Source organism: Nostoc sp. NMS9 (assembly GCF_017114995.1).
In the GTDB taxonomy this organism is placed as follows: Bacteria; Cyanobacteriota; Cyanobacteriia; order Cyanobacteriales; family Nostocaceae; genus Nostoc.
Map to the genome: position 1 here is coordinate 147,209 of NZ_JABXKL010000071.1, position 18,229 is coordinate 165,437.

An 18,229-nucleotide genomic window follows, 5' to 3' on the forward strand; every position below is an offset into this window, starting at 1 on the left:
TACTTTTAGCGGGCGATGTCTGACGACAAGCTGCTCTGCGTCTACGCAACACAAAGCATAGTTTTTATCTTTGATTTTGAAATAAACCGCAACGCCTGGATCGTCTGGTTCCTTGTGCTTTGCATAGAGTAAACTGTCTTGGCGCGTTGGTACATTACTAGAGATGACAATATTCTTTTGTTAACGCCTTCATCTGTGGTTTGCCCAAACCGCCCATTTTTTCTAGCAGACTCTGTACAATTTACATATAGCTATCGTTCCGATGCTTGTTTGTTCTAATCAGCACCCTAATGGATCGATAGCTTTCTTGTGGATTGGCTGAATTAAAAACTGTCTGGAGTATTGCTCTATTGTATTTGCAGTTTATTTATCGTTCCCAGATTGAAGTCTAGGAAAACCAGTAACGAGTGTAAGTAGGAGATGATTTATGCCGAGATGGAACGCAGAGAAAAAACAAGCGTATCGAACCGAGGTAATTCAACGCATTACCGCAGCGATGCCCTCAGTAATGCAGGAATATGCCTCAATTAATTGGGCGGAGGAACTCAAAGGCTACCATACCGAGCATGAATATTACCCTGACTACATCCACGCTCCCATTCATGGGGCAACTGATTCTTACACCAACCCTCAGTCGTGTTTAGCGTGGGATGCTGCAATGGATACGATTATTCCCATGAGCCACAATGTTAGTTGTCAGCAGTTGCGCGAGACAATGGCTGAACTAATTCCTCAAGACGCTCAAATTGAGACGGTGCTAGAGCTTGGTGCAGGTACGGCTGGTGCAGCGTTAGCCCTGGCACAGCGATTTCCACAGGCCACTTTTGGCATTACTGATGTTTCACCTTACATGCTGGTGATTAGTCAGCACAAGTTTAACAAGGCTGGGTTTAGTGAGCGGGCATCGTTCGAGCAGGTGGACGCCCGTAACACTGGCTACCCTGACAACTCCTTCGATCTTGTCACATCATCACTACTCTTTCACGAGACGCCTAAAGAATGGACGCCTAAGATTCTTAAGGAGATGTACCGCATCACCAAACCCGGTGGTTGGGTACTATACGCTGATACCTATCGGGGTGAATACGCCCTGAGCGCTTCTTTTCAAGAACCGTGGTTGGATGACTTTATCCATTTCAACTTCGAGTACGAGTTTGCGAAAGCAGGTTTTACAGAACTCAATTACATCCGCTATGCCGTGGGTTTGTGGTATATGGTTGGCCGGAAGCTAGAAATGTGAGGATAAAACAAGCGCTTTAAGGCAGAAGGGTTTTAAGAGTTTGCCTGTCGTCGTAGAACTTGTGACAAAGATTCAGATCCAACTTGAAGACAAGATTGTGATGTAAAGGTTCTGTAACCCAAGAAACACAGGAATTTCTATTGATCGCGATCATATCTCTCAATGCAAGTAGAATAATGAAACGATCGCCCCATCGCCCTCCAAACCTGATTATTTCTAATCTGGAAACAAACTGGAGACTCAAATGACCCCAGCAACGATAGCAACACCAAAAAAAGAATCACCTCTTCTGTTTGAGGGAATGACCTGGAGAGAGTTCAAAGCAGTTGAGCAATTGTTAGACCGTCCAGGATATCGGCTCTCTTTTCTGAATGGAATTCTGGAAATACGACGAATGCCTGGAGAACCACACGAAACCGTTAAAGAAAGGATCGGTGCTTTGTTAGAGCTTTACCTGCTCATGGCAGGGTTCGACTTTACTCCAACTGGCTCAATGACTCTGGAAAGTGAAACAGTCGCCGTCAAGCGAGAGGCAGATAAATCTTATAAACTTGCTCCTGGTCGGATGCTACCCGATCTGGCGATCGAGGTGGTGTTTTCCAGTGGCGGCATCAACAAACTGGATGCATACAAGCGGTTGAAGATCAAGGAAGTGTGGTTTTGGGAAGATGGTGTGTTAGAAGTCTATCATCTGCGGGGAGAAGGCAATACACTTCACTATGAAAAGGTTTCTAGTAGTGAAGAGGTGAAAGGAATCGATCTAGATTTGTTGTTACGTTGCATGAATATGGTGAATCACGTAGAGGCGATCAAGACTTTTCAACAGGCGCTCCAGAAATAAGCGATCGCACATACTTATGGGATGCTGGGTTTCACGCTTGAAAACTGCTGTGAAAAACGATTTTGTTCAGCGTAGAGACTTTAAGCTTTCAGTCTTTTGCACTAAGAAATCAGTGAAGATACTCATAATTGTGCGCTGACGTAATTTCACATTAGCATCAATAGACATCCCTGATTGCAATGGAATTTGACGCTGATTAATTAGTAACTTCTGCCCATGTAGGCGGACTTTTGCGGAAAAACGCCAGAAATTATAAACTTGGTCTGGAGGTAAGGCATCAGAGCCAATCTCAATTAGTTCGCCTTTGATATCACCATACTCTTGGAAAGGAAAGGAATCAATTCTCACATCTACTTGTTGCCCTTCTTTGACAAAGCCGATATCGCGGTTGGTGATGTATACGTTAGCAACCAAGTTATCACTAGGAACGAGTTTTAAGAGCGGTTCGCTGGAATTAATTACAAATCCTGCTGTTTTGGCTTTGAGTTCAAAGACGGTTCCATCTACGGGTGCTGTAATTTTCTGATATTTCAGGGTTTGTTGTGCCTGAGTTAACTTACTATCAATTTCACCGATTTGACCATTAATTTCATAGATGCGTTTTTGATTATCTACAATTACCTTGGTTAATTGGCTGTCAATTTCGGCAATGTTTTTGTCATTATCTGTAATTTTCGCTAGTAAGTCTTCTTGAGACACTGCCGCAGTATTGCGAAATTTTTGATTTGACTGTGCGATCGCTAATTGTAATCGCTGCTGTTCTCTATTCAATCGGATCACTTCAGATTGTTTAGTGCTGACATCCTGCTGCTGTTTCAAGTATTGCACCTGGGAGATCGCCCCCTGCTGCGCTAGAGGTTCAAACTTGCGGAGAATTTGTTTATTAATTGTCAGCAACTCTTTAGCACTAGTTAACTCCGCCTGAGTCTGGAAAAATTGCTGTTGCGTCTGTCCTGTTTCTAAATTAGCTGTGGCTAAACGCGATTCTAATTCTATTTGGCGATTCCGCAAGCGTAATTGTTGCTCTCTTGTAAGACTATTTCCAGCAGTCGCACCGTTTAACTGTGTCCGGTACAACTGGTTTTCGGCAATAATGGCGGCTCGGCTTTTGGTCAATAAGGCTAATTCTGGTTTAATTTTCAACAGAGCATTTTGCTGTGCCACTTCCTGTAGTGATATGTTCTCTTGAAGCTGACGGCGATAGAAGTCATTTTCTTGCTCTAGCGCCTGTTTGGCAAGCAATTGAGCAGCCCGACTTTGTTTCAATGAAGTTAACTCCGCCTCAGAAGTAGTTTTTTCCAGGCTAACGAGTGTTTCACCTTTTTTGACTCGCTGACCATCTTTGACTAGAATCTCATTGACAACACCATGAACCGGAGCCTGAATTTCTTTGACTGCACCCTGTGGTTCTAACTTACCAGTAGCATGAATTGATTCATCAATTTGGAAGATTGAGGCCCAGATTACTGTGAAGGTACTAACTCCAACAATAGTCCAAGCGATCGCTCGTGACCAAGTAGGAGTCTGTTGTAAAAGTACTGGTTGATCGAATTTATATTGAATATTCATAATAAATGGGGAATTGGGAATTGGGAATTGGGAATTGGGAATTGGGCATTGGGCATGGGGCATGGGGCATTGGGCATTGGGCATTGGGAATAATAACTAAATAACTGGCGTTGTTCAAAGGTCGAAGTTTTGAGTTTAGAGGTCGAAGTTTTGAGTTTAGAGGTCGAAGTTTTGAGTTCAAAGGTCAAAGTTTTGAGTTCAAAGGTCGAAGTTTTGAGTTCAGAGGGCGAAGTTCCGAGTTCAAAGGTTGAAGTTCCGAGTTCAGAGGGCGAAGTTTCGAGTTCAAAGGTTGAAGTTCCGAGTTCAGAGGTCGAAGTTCCGAGTTCAAAGGTCGAAGTTCCAAGTTCAAAGGTCGAAGCAATAGTATTTACTCCTGACTTATAACTCCTGACTTCTAACTCCTAACTTTCAACTCCTAACTCCTAACTCTTAACTCCTAACTCCTAACTCAGCACTAAACTTGCGTTTCTTGTTGCTGATACAGACAGTAGTAATAACCTTTGAGCGCCATCAATTCTTCATGAGTTCCCTGTTCTACCACAGCACCTCGATCCATCATGAGAATGACATCGGCATTGCGAATTGTGCTGAGGCGGTGAGTAATGAAAAATACTGTTTTATCTTGGAAAGCTGACGCTAAGTTACGGCAAACTTGGGCTTCGGCATTGTAATCTAAGGCGCTGGTAGCTTCATCCAGAATCAGTAATTGCGGTTTTTGCAGGACAGTACGAGCGATCGCTACTCGTTGGCGTTGTCCCCCAGAAAGCCCTGAACCTCGTTCGCCCACACGGGTGTTATAACCACTGGGCAAAGACATAATAAAGTCGTGGGCATAAGCTACTTTGGCAGCAGTAATAATTTCTTCATCGCTAGCATCAGGATATCCCAAGGCAATGTTTTCGCGGACTGTGCCATCGAATAGCAGGGTATCTTGTAACACCATACCAATCTGACGGCGTAAAGAATAAAGTTCTACTTTGCTGATATCATAGCCATCAATCAAGATTTTGCCAGACTTGGGTTCGTAAAGCCGGGGTAATAATTTTAGCAGTGTACTTTTACCGGAACCACTCTGCCCAACAATTCCCACAAATGAGCCAGCAGGAAAATCTAAGTTAATATTGCATAGTTGCAATGGCCCATGTTCCGAGAAACTGAAGCTGAGATTTTCAAAGCGGACACTACCTTGAATACTGGGCATGAGGATATTTTGACAGTTACCGATTTCTACTTCTTGGGGAGTGTCTAAAATATCAGCAAGGCGTTGCAGAGATAAAGCGGTTTCTTGGAAGTTCTGCCAAAGTTGCATTAGGCGTAACAAGGGACTGGTGACATAACCAGCCAGGATGCGAAAAGCGATGAGTTGTCCCAAGGTTAGGTGCTGATTGAGGACGAGAAAAGCTCCCACCCACAGCACTAACATACTGGAAAACTTGTTGAGAAAGTTGCTAACAGAACTGGCGGTAGTTTGGGTAGAGACTGTTTTGAAACCTGCGCTAATATAACGAGCATAGCGTTCTTGCCATTGCCAACGCGATCGCATTTCCAAATTTTGCGCCTTGACTGTCTGCATTCCCCCCATAACTTCCACTAAATAAGATTGCGTCTCGGCATTGCACTCAGCTTTTTCTTGCAATTGTCGCCGCATCATAGGTGATACCATCAAGTTGAGCAAGCCAAACAGCGGTACTGTTGCCAAAGCTACCAAGGTCAACACTGGGCTGTAAATCGCCATCACCACAATATAAACTACAGAAAATACAGCATCCATAACCACAGTCAAGGCTGTACCAGTTAAGAAAGAGCGGATGTTTTCTAGTTCGTGAATTCGCGTTGCCAATTCCCCAACAGGACGGCGTTCAAAGTAAGATAATGGCAGACGCAACAGGTGATTAATCACCTCAGAACCAAGGGTGAGGTCAATCCGGTTAGTGGTATCTGTAAATAAATGAGTGCGGATACTGGTGAGTATTGCTTCGATGACTGCTACTACTAGTAAAAAGATGCCGAAAACTTCCAGGGTATCAGGACTGTTACCAACCAGTACTTTATCAATAATCACCTGTGTGGCGAGGGGATTTACCAGCCCAAACAGTTGGATCACAATGGAAGCAATGAGTACTTCAATTAATACTTTGCGATAGCGCCGCAGTGAGGGGACAAACCAACTCAAACTAAACCGCGCCTTGGGAGTATTTTTGGTGGTTTGCAGCAGCAGGACTTCTCCTTCAGCCCCCCAGTTTTCCGCAAAGTCTCGGAGTTTGTAGCGCAGTAGTCCCATTTCTGGAACGGCAATGAGTAACTCTTGATTGCTATTTTTGTAAATAATTGCAAAACTATCTTGCCAAGAAATCATTACTGGTAGTTGCAAGCGTCCGACTGCGGTAGCGGGAACTTTTACCATCTGTGTTGTCAACCCCATCAACTCAGCAGCGGCGGCGCAAAATTGCAGAGATATAATGCCTTTCTGTTCGTGCTGCTTTGTCAACACCCGCTGTAACGTATCTCTGCGCCAGGAGATGTTAAAGTATTGGCTCAACATCTGGAAGCAAGCTAGGGAAGCATCCAGCGGCCCTCTACCTTTGATATAAGGATACTTCTTTTGTTTACCCTTAGCTGCTGGTGCTTCTGTGACAGTAATTTCTGAGGCGTAGGGAATCTCTGCGGGTAAGAGTGTTTTTGGTATAGGAGGAGCAAGATTTTCTCCAAATATTGATTTGGGCAATCCTACCAGACGCATATTTACATTAAATTTCAGCTTGGAGTTGAGTTCATCTAACTCTAAGCGACTCCCCACAGGGAACTCAGGATCAAAATTACTGCTGACTAACCACAAAAATTCTGAATCTAACTGCTGGCGGAAAACTTTGCGTGCAGGAATTGTTTGGATGATAGCAACTTCAGTTGCAGTCTGGGCAAGCTTAACTAAATTCCTGCGACCATCTGCGCGACGGCTGAGTTCTTCGGTAAGCAGTTCATGCACTTCTAAAAGAGTAATCTCATTTTGCAACGCTTGGACAAAAGCCTCTTCCTGCTTGAGTAAGGTTAGAAAACCAGCAATAGGTAGATTAATAGTGATAACTTCAGTAGAAGCGATCGCAGTTTCACATGCAATACCCCGCATATAACTTACCCAACCTAAAACCTCTCCTGGTGAGAGTAACTTCAGTGTCGCCGGATTTTGTCCTTGGGAATTGTAGGTTAATAAACGTGCTTGTCCTTGGTAGATAATGCTAATCCAATTGGGCATAGCTTCCCTGGTTACTATTACCTGCCCGATGCGAAAACGACAAAATTGCACTTTGTTGAGCAAATTTTCTAAAATATTTGGTGGCAGATAATTGAAAGGAAATAAATTGGCAATATATTCTTGAATATCAACGGTTGTATTTGTCATTATCTTGCACCCGATTTTAATAATTTCTAAGCAGCGATCGCTTCGCCAACGCCAAGGGCGAACGCTTCTTGAACCTGTGCTGGTTTGGTGTTGATTCCCATCCAGGTTTTTTCTTCTGGTGATAGTTGACTTAGTTGCTGTTGAAACCAAGTTTCAAAATTCTCTTGCAGCAATCGTTGGCGCATAAAATCGTCCAACTGTGCAGTTATAAATGTTTCCACACGTACAATTATCCATGAGTCTCCAAAGGGTACGGGTGGTTGAACTATACCCACTTGACTTGTGCAAAGTAACTGAGCAAAATTTGGGGTGATGGTACCAAGTTCTACTGGGCCGATGATGCCATTTGTATCAGCTTCTGGCCCTTGAGAATATTCACGCGCTAGTTCAGAAAATGATTGTTCTCCTTCTGTAATTCGGAAGAATAGCTCGTTAGCAGTTCCTCTATTTTCAGTCCGAATTAAAGAATAAATGACTTTATCAAAATGTCTTTTGTATTTGAGGAAGTAAGATTCTAGCTGATGTCCCCAAGTTATTTGCTTGAATTTTTCGACTCTGAGCTTGCGGGTGGCGAAAAGTTCTAATTGTTCTTGAGTTAAACCGTAACGTAAACACCAATCTTGGATTTTTTTTTCGCTGTTTAAATCCCAATGCTGATAAAATTGCTCTAGAGCCTGAGTTGTTTCGGCATGTGTGCAGGTAATTGGTGCGATCGCTAATTCAATAATGCTCTGAGATAACAATTGCGGGATTAAATTATAACTTGCTAAAAAGGGGATAATTTCTGGCGGTAAAATGGCGTTGCCGCTACGCCCATCGTAGACATCGCCTAGTTGTAATGTTTTATTCATAATATTTGTGCAAAAACTTGAAAATTCTTTCTCCCCCTGCTCCCTGCTCCCTGCCCCCTTGCAGTCTTAATGATAAGTCTTTAACCGGACACGATATGAGCCGTGGAGAGATAAATTGAGAAATGCAAGCGGTAAAGTTCAGGTATAGATTTGTACCGCTTGCATCATTTGCATACTCTTGAAAGCATTGCCGTACAAAACTTTCAAGTACTACTCATCACTGCTAATGCCTAAACTTAAGTAGGGACGGAGAACTGATTAAAAGTCACATTGTAGTTAGTGTTGCCGGTGAATTCAGTTACCTGCAAGAAGTAGTCACCACGTACAGTAATGTTGGAAATCAGTTCTGAAGTAATACCTGCATTATTAGAGCTGGCAATTACCTCACCTGCATCGACGATGCGATTGTTGTTAGAGTCTCGAATCACCCGGATATCAGCATCGCTGCTTAATCCGTCTAATCTAATGTCGACACCCTCACGAAATCCCAAAGAGAAGCTGTAAACATCGGTAGTGTTCTGGTTATTGACGTTACCTGTACGAGTGATATTCCCTGACAAGTGACCGAGTACAAATTCCTTAGGTAGAAGGTTGCTGGAACTAGCTGAAATCGGTAAAGTTCCAGAAGGTTCAGTTGCAGATAAGGCTAAATTGTAACTGACATCGCCGGAACTACCTGGAGCAAAGCGAGATACTTCGGCAAAAAAAGTACCTGAGCTAGTTTTAAAGTTAATCGCCTCATCTTGGTTGCTTCCGCGATTGGAAACAAGTCCAACATTTCGGTCGAAGCTATCTAGTACGCCGTTATTGTTCGCATCTCGAAACAGTCGGATATCGGCATTATCACCAGCGCTGATATCTGTCAAAGACAGGTTGATATTTTTGCCACTGCTGATTTGGAACTGAAAGACATCTGTGGGATCGGATGTAGTTAAATCAGAGTTATTCTTAACAACAGGGGTGCTACCCAGTGTACCAAGATTGAGAAGTGCCATTTTTTTGTCCTTTAGATGTTGATTTTGATGTGGTCAAGTTCAGATTAAGTTATGGTTTGCACAGATGTAAATCTTCGATTTAACTCGATATTTACTGGAATGTAGTGGCTTATAATTTGATGAAAATAAAGAAAAATTATTATTTTCAATAGAGCCTTAGCTGTTTGGTTTTGTGCTTGCCGTGTTCAGAACCTGTTGTTTAACCATGAATTTAAATTAAACTGTTTTTTCAATAAACACAGCATGAAAAAGACTTCTATAGTTAGGTGTTTGTTAAAGTAAATTCCAAGTGCTTTGTATTGTTTAGTCATAAAAAGTCTTATAACTCACCATTGGCGTAATCGAGAATGAGTTTGATGAAATAAGAGATGTGTGAAGAAGTAGGCGAAAGCTTATAAGTATCTAGGCATAAATAAATTAAAGTTTGTAGTAAGGACTTTAGTCCTGAGAATCCTTGCTCTGAGGGATAAATCGCTCACTACAAACTAAGAGTTTATTTTATATTTAATTATGTTTACCTAATTATCAGGCGATAGTAATACCACAAAGTTTGTTGTAATTGATACAAACAAGCCTCGGATAACTCAGAGGCTTATGGGAACATATTAAGTATGAACTGTCTTGGGAATATTGCACAAATTTAGATCAATTAAGACACAAGCTCAAACAGGTTCTTGATTCTATTTCGGCCAAAGCGATCGCATCGATTTGTGGATGGGATTACATCACAAGAGCTTTATTAAGTGCAACTTCATAGAGAATTGGTATCAGAGGGGTATTACTAAGGTTGAGGGTAATATTAGAATGGAAACTATTAATGATGAGGAAAAGGGAAGAATGACCCAGGTGGTTCTAGGAGAGAACGAAGGAATAGACTCAGCTTTGCGTCGGTTTAAACGCCAGGTTTCCAAAGCTGGGATATTAGCTGATGTGAAATATCATCGGCACTTTGAAACACCAATAGAAAAACGCAAACGTAAGGCAGTGGCAGCTAGACGCACAAGACGTTTTAAATAAACCTATTTGGTGTGATACCGACGTTGCTTGAGGTTATGACCGAAAACAGGCAATAGCGCCAGCGCCATTATTCATACAAACATTAAGCAAAGTCTGCCGCACCCCTAATTAGGGTGTCAATGAGTTACTTTTCCTATACTTAGAGCGCGTTAGAGGCTTTATCTGGGTTAGATGGAGCAAGCTAAAATCGCTGCCCATCAACCAAAATAAGCGCCTTGAAACATCGGTTAGCTTTCTTGAATAAGCTGATAGGACAGTATTCATCCAGCCCTAAGACTCAGAATTATTAATGGTGCGGCTATTACAAACATTCATCGCCTTTTCTACTCCCTGTTTGAGACTTAGTTCAATACACTCAACTACGAACTGAAGTACAAGAGACATCTGCTGATTTTCGGCAGCGGAAAATCGCCCCAGTACATGGGAGATAGCACTGGAATCATCGTTATTAGCTGTATCTTTGGGTTTACCAATACCGATTCGCAAACGGGGAAAGTTTTGGCTACTAAGATGTGCGATCGCACTTTTCATGCCGTTATGTCCCCCAGCCGAACCAGATAAGCGCAAACGAGTTTTTCCTAAGGGCAAATCCATATCGTCATAAATCACCAACACTGACTCAGGCGGCAATTTATACCAACTTGTCACCGCTTGTATTGCTTGTCCTGAGCGATTCATATAAGTTAACGGCTTTAGCAAGCGAATCTTACCTCCACTTGAGGCCATACCCTCGCCATACTCCCCCTGAAACTTCCGATTTTCTGTTAAGGAAATGCGCCAAGAACGAGAGAGAGTTTCTAAAGCAGCAAAACCGATATTATGGCGTGTTTGGTCATACTTAGCTTCTGGATTCCCTAATCCGACGATTAGTTGTGGAATTACCAAAGCTGGTTGCGTAACAGCTTCTGTCATTTTGTCTACAGTCAATTGATATTCATCACTCTTCTAGTACAATGTCTAAGCTAGTAATGAAGGGTTTGTAGTAAGCACTTTAATGCTTACAAAATAAGGACTAAAGTCCTTACTACGAACTTGACAGACTACTAGCTAGGTTGGGAAGAACTAGCGGTATCCTGCTCAGATTTCGCAGGGTGGATTTGCTTAGGTTCTAATTCAGCAGTAGTCTTGACAACTTCTTCTAACTGTTCTGCTTCTTTTTGAAACTCGTTTTGAAACTCTTTAGAAGCTTCTTGGAAACTACGAATTGTTTTGCCCACACTCCGACCAATCTCTGGTAGCTTCTTTGGACCAAAGATTAACAGCGCTACTACCATAATTACAGCCATTTCTGGCAGACCGATACCAAATATATTCATTTTTTGTCTCCTGTAAACTCTAAAACCACTACAGAAACTCACATATATAGTTAGTCTAGTAGGAAATCGCAACTCACAAAAAAACCCGGAAAAACCGGGTGTAACTTAACTTGTTATCCAAACTCGCTCGCTGTGTATGCGTTAGCGTCCTAAACTGCGCCAATCGACAAATACATCCTGAACCAACAGTGATTTATTGTAAAGTTGCAGAATAATCAGCAGAAACACGAAAAATAGCGCCATAAAAACAGCCATCACAGGGGTAGTACCCCAACCTGGAGCCACTTTCCCGTATTCAGAGTTCAGTGGTTTCAGGATATCTCCCAACCTAGTCCTTTGTGCCATAGTTCACCTAAGATTACTTGCCAAAGCTTTTTTTAATCTTCTGTAATATTCTATAAGAATAGCACTCATCATCTATCTCTCAATTATGGAACCCGCAATAGTTCTTAGCATTTCTGTGGCTGCCGTGGTGGTTGCCATTACTGGAATTTCGATTTACACCTCCTTTGGCCCTCCTAGCAAGGAATTGAACGATCCGTTCGATGACCACGAAGATTAAAAGAGTCATATCATGTCCGCAGCGTAAATTTTTGGTGCGATGTCTACGACGGGCTACGCCTACGTAGACAAGCATTGCTGTTGCTTGTCGGGATTTCCTCCATGAGCAACTGGCGTGTGGGGTAAAATGACTATGGCAATCATAACTAATTACCCGGAAATGATATTGAAGTGCGTTATGGCTCAAGCCGTAACGCACACTACTTTAGATGTTTTTTAATTGGAAGTCCCTAATGGGTTGCCACTACCTCTCCTTCCAGGCGAACGAGTCGGTCTGCCAAAAGTTTCTCAAGGTCTTCTAGTGCCTTGGTGAAACCTTTAATACCTTCATCTAGTTTGTCAGTTGCCATGCGGTCAGCGGCATGCATTTTATCATAGCTAGCTTTGTCAATGGATATCTTTTCGATTTCCAAGCTTGCTACCTTGGCAGGGTCAAGTTTGCGTGGCAGTTCTCCAACGGTTGCTTGCAATTCAGCCAGAAGTGACGGTGAAATGGTCAGCAAATCACTACCTGCGAGTTCCGTAATTTCACCAAGATTACGGAAGCTAGCCCCCATAACTTCGGTTTTATAGCCGAATTTCTTGTAGTAGTTGTAGATTTTGGTGACAGACAAAACACCTGGATCTTCAGCTGCTGGGTAGCTATCGCGTCCGGTATCTTTTTTGTACCAGTCAAGAATCCGGCCAACGAAGGGAGAAATTAGGGTGACGCCAGCTTCTGCACAGGCGATCGCTTGGTGAAGACCAAATAACAAGGTAAGGTTACAATGAATACCTTCTTTTTCGAGAATTTCCGCAGCGCGAATACCTTCCCAGGTGCTGGCAATTTTAATTAAAACGCGATCGCGGCCAATCCCGGCAGCTTTATACTGGGCAATTAATTCCCGTGCCTTAGTCAGGGTAGCTTCAGTATCGTAGGACAAGCGAGCATCCACTTCTGTAGACACGCGACTGGGAATGATTTGCAAAATCTTTAATCCAAAAGCAACTGCCAGACGGTCAAAAGCTAAAGAAACTATCTGTGTTTGGGTAGCTTTGTCTCCAGCATCTTTCTTTGCTTGGAGTAAAGTTTGATCGACAACTTCCTGATATTCTGGCATCTGCGCCGCAGCAGTAATCAGAGAAGGATTGGTGGTGGCATCTTGAGGTTTGAACTTTTCAATTGCCTGGATATCCCCCGTATCTGCAACCACGACAGTCATTTTCCGCAATTGTTCCAGTAAACTTTTGGACATAAAATACTCCGTGATGTTTGTTTAGGATTTACTTAATTCCCCAGTTGTTTAAACTCTTGACTATTCCTTCAATTCTACTTCTGGCAATTTTTCTTAATCATTGCCCAACTTTGCTTACTATTCACAGCCACAGCCCTATTCTAGGTGGGTTATGCCGAAATTGGCTGTCCAATGGAATGCACTTTGATTAAACTAGTTGTTCCTGATTTACCAATTGGAACCCCAGAGGTAATAACTACTTTATCGCCCTTATTCGCTAAACCCATGTCTACAACTGTGTTCACCACATTGGTAAACATCTCTTCGGCATTGTGGACTGGTGGGATCAGCAAAGCTTCCACACCCCAAGATAGTGCTAGCTGGCGGTAAGCGGTGATGTCGGAGGTTAAGGCAATAATGGGAGAAGTCGGCCGATATTTAGATACCATTCTCGCCGTACTTCCTGATGAAGTGTTACAAAGAATTGCCCGTGAGCCAGTTTCATAGGCGATACGACAGACCGATTCTGCCACAGATTCGGTAACGCTAAGACTGCCCGCTTCATGACACCAAGCATGTTTGCTACCCTCATCTAGAGCTTGTTCTGTCCGCACGGCAATGTTGTGCATCATCTGGACAGCGGCGATGGGATATTGTCCGACAGCTGTTTCACCAGAAAGCATTACCGCGTCTGTTCCATCCAAGATAGAGTTAGCAACATCGGTTGCTTCGGCGCGGGTAGGATCGGGGGCGCTAATCATCGACTCTAGCATTTGGGTGGCTGTAATCACCGGCTTACCAGCACGATTGCAACGGCGAATAATATCTTTTTGAATTAGGGGTACTTCGTGAATTGGCACTTCCACCCCTAAATCGCCACGCGCAATCATAATCGCGTCGGCAACTTTCAGAATGGAGTCAAAGTTTTCTACTGCCTCTGATCTTTCGATTTTAGCAATTAAGCGAATCGAAGCGCCAGCGGCTTCAATCATCCGCTTGGCGGGTTCTAAGTCTTGTGGCGATCGCACAAAGGACACCGCTACCCAGTCTACACCCAACTGAATCCCAAAGCGCAAATCCAGCAAGTCTTTTTCGGTAATCGAACTGACAGGTAAAGGAGTTTGGGGTAGGTTTACTCCCTTGTGCGTGGAAATTAACCCGCCAATTTTCACTTGTGCCCGAATGCGATCGGCGTCGCGATCGGTAACAATCAACTTAACGCGACCATCATTAATCAAAATCGGTTCGCCTGGTCGCACCATTGCAAACAAAGTCGGCAATGGTAGAGGTAGTTCGTCAATATTCTCACCCTTATCTTGTAAAACAAAGGTAACTTCAGTACCAGCTTCCAGATTTAACCCTTCTGGTGGTAGAATACCTAAGCGAATCTTCGGGCCACACAGGTCTTGCATAATGGCGATCGGTTTTTGCTGCTCAGTACTAATTTGCCTGAGATAGTGAGCCGTTTGGGCGTGGAATTCATAAGCTCCGTGGGAAAAATTCAGCCGTGCCACGTTCATTCCAGCTTCTACTAAGGCTTGCAGCCTTTCAGGTGCAGATGTAGCAGGTCCAACAGTACAAATGATTTTGGTTCGACGCATAGGGATTGGGGGTTGAGGAGTAACCTGCAAATTTGTCAGCTTTGTGCGATCGCACAAAACATCCAAATTCACACGTGCTTCATATCACTGGTTTGCTAAATAAAAATACTAGATTCCGTTTTATTTTCGGAGTATTTACCATTTGACCCAAATCCCAAATTGGGTACTGGGTACTGGGGATTAGGGACTGGGGAAGAAACTTAATTACTAATGCCCCATGCCCAATGCCCCATGCCCAATTCCCAATTCCTAATCAAACCACAGCCGCTGTCGGGGCAAGTTTTTCCTTCTGTGACATAGACAACATCAGGTCAATCACGCGATTTGAGTAGCCCCACTCGTTGTCATACCAGGCAATTACCTTGAAGAAGTTGGAATTCAACTCAATTCCAGCACCTGCATCGAAGATGCTGGAATGAGTATCACCTTGAAAATCTGTAGAAACTACTTCTTCATCTGTGTAGCCCAAGATACCCTTTAGTGAACCTGCGGCAGCCTCCTTCATAGCAGTACAGATTTCCTTATAACTGGTGGCTTTGGCTGTTTTGAAAGTTAAATCAACTACAGAGACATCGGGAGTCGGAACTCGTAATGCCATCCCAGTTAACCTGCCCTTCAATTCTGGTAAAACCAGTGCTACAGCTTTAGCTGCGCCTGTGGAGGAGGGAATAATATTTTGGGATGCACCTCGACCACCCCGCCAGTCTTTCTTGCTGGGGCCGTCTACAGTTGGCTGAGTGGCAGTCATGGCATGGACTGTGGTCATTAAGCCTTCAGTCAACCCAAAACTGTCATTAATGACCTTAGCTATGGGAGCTAGACAGTTTGTAGTGCAGCTAGCATTGGAAACAATGATATCCTTGCCAGAGTCAAATAGGTGATGATTGACACCCATTAACAGGGTAGTAACTCTATCTGGATCTTTGGTGGGAGCGGAAATTACCACTCGCTTTGCACCTGCCTTCAGGTGGTTTGCAGCTCCTTCGTAGTCAGTGAAGAGTCCGGTAGCTTCCACGACATAATCTGCACTTAATTTTCCCCAAGGTAACTCTGCTGGATTCCTAACTGACACACAAGGAATGAAATGTCCGTCAATGAGGATGCCGTCTTCCTTGGCTTCAACCTTGTGCTTTAATTGACCGTGGGTTGAATCGTACTTTAATAGATAAGCGAGATTATCTGGTGGTACTAGGTCGTTAATGCCCACAAACTCAATGTTGGGATTATCGATGCCAGCGCGAAGTACAAGTCGCCCGATTCGACCGAAGCCATTGATACCAACTTTCAATTTAGTCAAGATTAAACCTCCCGTTGTGGAAGTTGAACAAAAGGAGAAAGTTAAAAGTCAAAATAGATTGCCTTTTACTCTTTACTCTTTGATCCTGACAGTCTCAGTCAGCTAAGGCATATTTACTTGGCATCTTTTAAGGATTGGGGCATTGGGCATGGGACATTAATTATTCTCCTCTGCTCCCCTACTCCCTTGCTCCCCAGCTCCCCAGTCCCCAATTCAATTAGTAGTGGGTTGGACAAATCGCTTAATTTCACCACAGGCAATATAAGACTTGCCATCAGGTGCTGTTTTGACTTCATCAACGACGTAAAGCATTCCTTCCTCGCGCACCGATCGCGGAAAACGCATGTTCCAATCCGGTTCATATCCGTCGGAAACCACCCTAGCGCGCAGTTTGCTGCCATCTTTGACACACTGAACTAAAATACTGTCCCCTACACTGTCAGTTGTGGGAAGATCGGCAGCACTGGCAGGGCCTTTGGAAGCTTTACCTGTGTTAGTTGGATTCGATTGTCTAGGGGCAACAAAGATATCTGCTTCACCGGGTTGAGCAAAACGGGTGATTTTACCACGTACCCGATAGAAAGTGCGTTCGCCCTTGGCGTTGGCAAAGCCATCGCTTGAGAGTTCGAGTCCTTCAACAACATAGCGTGCCCCCTCGGCACGAATGGCGCGGGGAAACTGGATGTTCTTGGTTGAATCATAGCCTTCGGACATGACTTTGACCCGCAGTTTACCCCCTTCACGAACACAGTGCAATTCAACACCTGAACCGACTTCATTCACAATGGGCATAGCGTACACTTCATCGCCAGTAGTCACACCACGACCCACCAAATCACTGCGATTGCGCGTCATCGTCTGGTAAGTCTGATCTCGCATCTCTTTCCGTCCGGCATTCCCTAGAGCTTTTTGAGCGATCCGACTGGCGAAGTATTCAAGCTGATCGATCTCTTCAGCAATTTCAAAATTCTCGTTCAATCCTTTATCCCGCAAATCTTTCACAAGTGCCCGCAGAGTTTGTTCAGCTTCCTGATGCTTGCCATGTTCAGCGAGATTAAGGCCAGTCTCTTTAGCCTTAGCAATGGTAAGGCGACTCAGTTCCAGAATGATATGGCTCGTAGCAGCAAAAGCTGCCTCCTCAACAGTCCCAACTTTGGCGACGATATCTATAGTACCTGACACACTTTGAATGCGGTCATCTTGCACAACATCAGCGGTGTAATGCAACTTCATCACAGGTAACTCACCAACTTGAGCGCTTGATATCCCCAGACTCAAACCGAGGAGTTTATCTTCGCCCTCGTAAAGCTCTCCCAAGGTGATGACAGCTTGCCCTGCGTCATTCTGGCTAACTTTAGCCAGACTTAAGGTATCAACAAGGCTGACACCATCAGCCAATTCAAGTGTCACTTTGAGGTTCTGTCCCACTACTGCTCTCAGACTGTCTAGCTCAATACTAAACACTTCAGTTGCTTCGTCGATGCTCTGAATGAAGTAGAAGTTGCCCGTCGCTGCCCTTGCCATTCCAATCAGCAGGTCTTCATTGAAACCCTGAGCAAAACCTAACGTAGTTGTGATAATGCCTTCTTCAGCTTTTTGTCCCGATGTCGCCGTCAGTATCTTGGGGTCTTGAATACCCATATTGGCGTGACCATCGGTAAGCAGGAGAACACGGTTGATTTTTTGGGAATCGAGTCGCGTCTTCACGTGTTCACAGCCTTTGAGCCATCCCCCCGATAAGTTGGTAATACCGCCTGCTCTCACCTTGCGGATGGAACTTTTCAGTGCAGCTTTGTTAGTCACCGCCTGGGGTGGCACAACACTGTCCACTTCATCGTCGTAAACAACTACCGAGAGAATGTCATCAGGCTCAAGTTGATCTACCACAGACTCAGCCGCTTTGAGTGCGTGATGCAAGGGAGCGCCTGCCATAGAGCCGGAACGGTCAATTACAAGCGAAAGGTTAAGGTTACGTCGAGGAGATTTAGCTATATCAGCACGAAAACGTAGCAGAATATTAGTCTTTAATGAAGATCCTGCGGCGAGGATAGACTGGTCAAATTCGTAACTTGTCTTAATCATTTTTTATATCCCCATAGAATTGTCTGTTATCAGCTACAACCCTTGTGAGGCATAGACAGTAACTACTTTATTTAGTTTACCCAGAAATAATTTTTTTCAGTACAAAATTGGGATTTAATGTAAGATTTTATAGTTATATATTTTCGCCAGTTTAGACAAAGCCTGTCATAGACATTCTCGACTCTCCGCTACTGAAAGGCGATCGCACTGGTCACAATTGCGGGAAACTGAAAGCAGATATATTAGGA

General features: G+C 43.8%; 15 protein-coding genes. 4 read left to right on the plus strand and 11 right to left on the minus strand.

Translation table 11 applies throughout. The annotated features are described in order from the left end of the window. Positions 1–427 precede the first annotated feature (427 nt). Together HWQ40_RS21445 and HWQ40_RS21450 are read left to right on the plus strand one after the other, a co-directional pair. The gene (locus HWQ40_RS21445) at positions 428–1,240 is read left to right on the plus strand and encodes a class I SAM-dependent methyltransferase (RefSeq protein WP_292781523.1); all 813 of its coding nucleotides are present in this window, start codon (positions 428–430) and stop codon (positions 1,238–1,240) included. A 244-nt stretch (positions 1,241–1,484) separates the two neighbouring features. Next, positions 1,485–2,081 carry a Uma2 family endonuclease gene (locus HWQ40_RS21450; protein ID WP_292781526.1) on the plus strand — a complete coding sequence of 199 codons (597 nt, stop codon included), beginning with the start codon at positions 1,485–1,487 and terminating at the stop codon, positions 2,079–2,081. 66 nt (positions 2,082–2,147) lie between these two features. Here HWQ40_RS21450 and HWQ40_RS21455 read toward each other — a convergent pair whose 3' ends face one another. The 4 genes from HWQ40_RS21455 to HWQ40_RS21470 all read right to left on the minus strand — a co-directional run bounded on the left by HWQ40_RS21455 (position 2,148) and on the right by HWQ40_RS21470 (position 8,893). Further along, entirely contained in the window at positions 2,148–3,734 is a 1,587-nt protein-coding gene (locus tag HWQ40_RS21455; RefSeq protein ID WP_366934019.1) for an HlyD family efflux transporter periplasmic adaptor subunit, read from the minus strand. Positions 3,735–4,104: 370 nt separating this feature from the next. Continuing rightward, a complete protein-coding gene (locus tag HWQ40_RS21460) occupies positions 4,105–7,047 on the minus strand; it encodes a peptidase domain-containing ABC transporter (RefSeq protein WP_292781529.1) in 2,943 nt (980 codons plus the stop codon). 26 nt (positions 7,048–7,073) lie between these two features. Then, positions 7,074–7,898 (minus strand): peptidylprolyl isomerase, encoded by an 825-nt coding sequence (locus tag HWQ40_RS21465; RefSeq protein WP_292781532.1) that lies wholly within the window; start codon positions 7,896–7,898, stop codon positions 7,074–7,076. 236 nt (positions 7,899–8,134) lie between these two features. Next, entirely contained in the window at positions 8,135–8,893 is a 759-nt protein-coding gene (locus HWQ40_RS21470; protein WP_292781535.1) for a PPC domain-containing protein, read from the minus strand. Positions 8,894–9,730: 837 nt separating this feature from the next. Here HWQ40_RS21470 and rpsU point away from each other — a divergent pair. Beyond that, positions 9,731–9,910, plus strand: coding sequence for a 30S ribosomal protein S21 (gene rpsU, locus HWQ40_RS21475; protein ID WP_069073049.1), 180 nt, complete (start codon positions 9,731–9,733; stop codon positions 9,908–9,910). Positions 9,911–10,180: 270 nt separating this feature from the next. Here the strand turns inward: rpsU and pth are convergent, their stop codons facing one another. From pth to psbH, 3 genes are all read right to left on the minus strand, one after another. Next, the gene (gene pth / locus HWQ40_RS21480) at positions 10,181–10,822 is read right to left on the minus strand and encodes an aminoacyl-tRNA hydrolase (protein WP_292781662.1); all 642 of its coding nucleotides are present in this window, start codon (positions 10,820–10,822) and stop codon (positions 10,181–10,183) included. Between the two features lie 131 nt (positions 10,823–10,953). Further along, entirely contained in the window at positions 10,954–11,226 is a 273-nt protein-coding gene (locus HWQ40_RS21485) for a TatA/E family twin arginine-targeting protein translocase (protein ID WP_099103129.1), read from the minus strand. A 141-nt stretch (positions 11,227–11,367) separates the two neighbouring features. Next, the gene (gene psbH / locus HWQ40_RS21490; RefSeq protein WP_094348882.1) at positions 11,368–11,571 is read right to left on the minus strand and encodes a photosystem II reaction center protein PsbH; all 204 of its coding nucleotides are present in this window, start codon (positions 11,569–11,571) and stop codon (positions 11,368–11,370) included. 85 nt (positions 11,572–11,656) lie between these two features. Here psbH and psbN point away from each other — a divergent pair, with 85 nt between their 5' ends. Then, positions 11,657–11,788, plus strand: coding sequence for a photosystem II reaction center protein PsbN (gene psbN, locus HWQ40_RS21495; RefSeq protein ID WP_292750901.1), 132 nt, complete (start codon positions 11,657–11,659; stop codon positions 11,786–11,788). A 229-nt stretch (positions 11,789–12,017) separates the two neighbouring features. Here the strand turns inward: psbN and HWQ40_RS21500 are convergent, their stop codons facing one another. The 4 genes from HWQ40_RS21500 to HWQ40_RS21515 form a co-directional block, all read right to left on the minus strand. After that, positions 12,018–13,022: a transaldolase gene (locus tag HWQ40_RS21500; protein WP_292781538.1), complete on the minus strand. Its 1,005-nt coding sequence runs from the start codon at positions 13,020–13,022 to the stop codon at positions 12,018–12,020. Between the two features lie 149 nt (positions 13,023–13,171). Continuing rightward, positions 13,172–14,602 carry a pyruvate kinase gene (gene pyk / locus HWQ40_RS21505; RefSeq protein WP_334984417.1) on the minus strand — a complete coding sequence of 477 codons (1,431 nt, stop codon included), beginning with the start codon at positions 14,600–14,602 and terminating at the stop codon, positions 13,172–13,174. Between the two features lie 253 nt (positions 14,603–14,855). Beyond that, entirely contained in the window at positions 14,856–15,899 is a 1,044-nt protein-coding gene (gene gap / locus HWQ40_RS21510) for a type I glyceraldehyde-3-phosphate dehydrogenase (RefSeq protein WP_292781542.1), read from the minus strand. A 213-nt stretch (positions 15,900–16,112) separates the two neighbouring features. Further along, entirely contained in the window at positions 16,113–17,981 is a 1,869-nt protein-coding gene (locus tag HWQ40_RS21515; protein WP_292781545.1) for a VWA domain-containing protein, read from the minus strand. Positions 17,982–18,229 lie beyond the last annotated feature (248 nt).

What these genes read in the sequence shown, in the direction of transcription:
- HWQ40_RS21445 (WP_292781523.1), top strand. Translation starts at nt 428, where the DNA reads ATGCCGAGATGGAACGCAGAGAAAAAACAAGCGTATCGAACCGAGGTA.
- HWQ40_RS21450 (WP_292781526.1), top strand. Translation starts at nt 1,485, where the DNA reads ATGACCCCAGCAACGATAGCAACACCAAAAAAAGAATCACCTCTTCTG.
- HWQ40_RS21455 (WP_366934019.1), bottom strand. Translation starts at nt 3,734, where the DNA reads ATGCCCAATGCCCAATGCCCCATGCCCCATGCCCAATGCCCAATTCCC.
- HWQ40_RS21460 (WP_292781529.1), bottom strand. Translation starts at nt 7,047, where the DNA reads ATGACAAATACAACCGTTGATATTCAAGAATATATTGCCAATTTATTT.
- HWQ40_RS21465 (WP_292781532.1), bottom strand. Translation starts at nt 7,898, where the DNA reads ATGAATAAAACATTACAACTAGGCGATGTCTACGATGGGCGTAGCGGC.
- HWQ40_RS21470 (WP_292781535.1), bottom strand. Translation starts at nt 8,893, where the DNA reads ATGGCACTTCTCAATCTTGGTACACTGGGTAGCACCCCTGTTGTTAAG.
- rpsU (WP_069073049.1), top strand. Translation starts at nt 9,731, where the DNA reads ATGACCCAGGTGGTTCTAGGAGAGAACGAAGGAATAGACTCAGCTTTG.
- pth (WP_292781662.1), bottom strand. Translation starts at nt 10,822, where the DNA reads ATGACAGAAGCTGTTACGCAACCAGCTTTGGTAATTCCACAACTAATC.
- HWQ40_RS21485 (WP_099103129.1), bottom strand. Translation starts at nt 11,226, where the DNA reads ATGAATATATTTGGTATCGGTCTGCCAGAAATGGCTGTAATTATGGTA.
- psbH (WP_094348882.1), bottom strand. Translation starts at nt 11,571, where the DNA reads ATGGCACAAAGGACTAGGTTGGGAGATATCCTGAAACCACTGAACTCT.
- psbN (WP_292750901.1), top strand. Translation starts at nt 11,657, where the DNA reads ATGGAACCCGCAATAGTTCTTAGCATTTCTGTGGCTGCCGTGGTGGTT.
- HWQ40_RS21500 (WP_292781538.1), bottom strand. Translation starts at nt 13,022, where the DNA reads ATGTCCAAAAGTTTACTGGAACAATTGCGGAAAATGACTGTCGTGGTT.
- pyk (WP_334984417.1), bottom strand. Translation starts at nt 14,602, where the DNA reads ATGCGTCGAACCAAAATCATTTGTACTGTTGGACCTGCTACATCTGCA.
- HWQ40_RS21515 (WP_292781545.1), bottom strand. Translation starts at nt 17,981, where the DNA reads ATGATTAAGACAAGTTACGAATTTGACCAGTCTATCCTCGCCGCAGGA.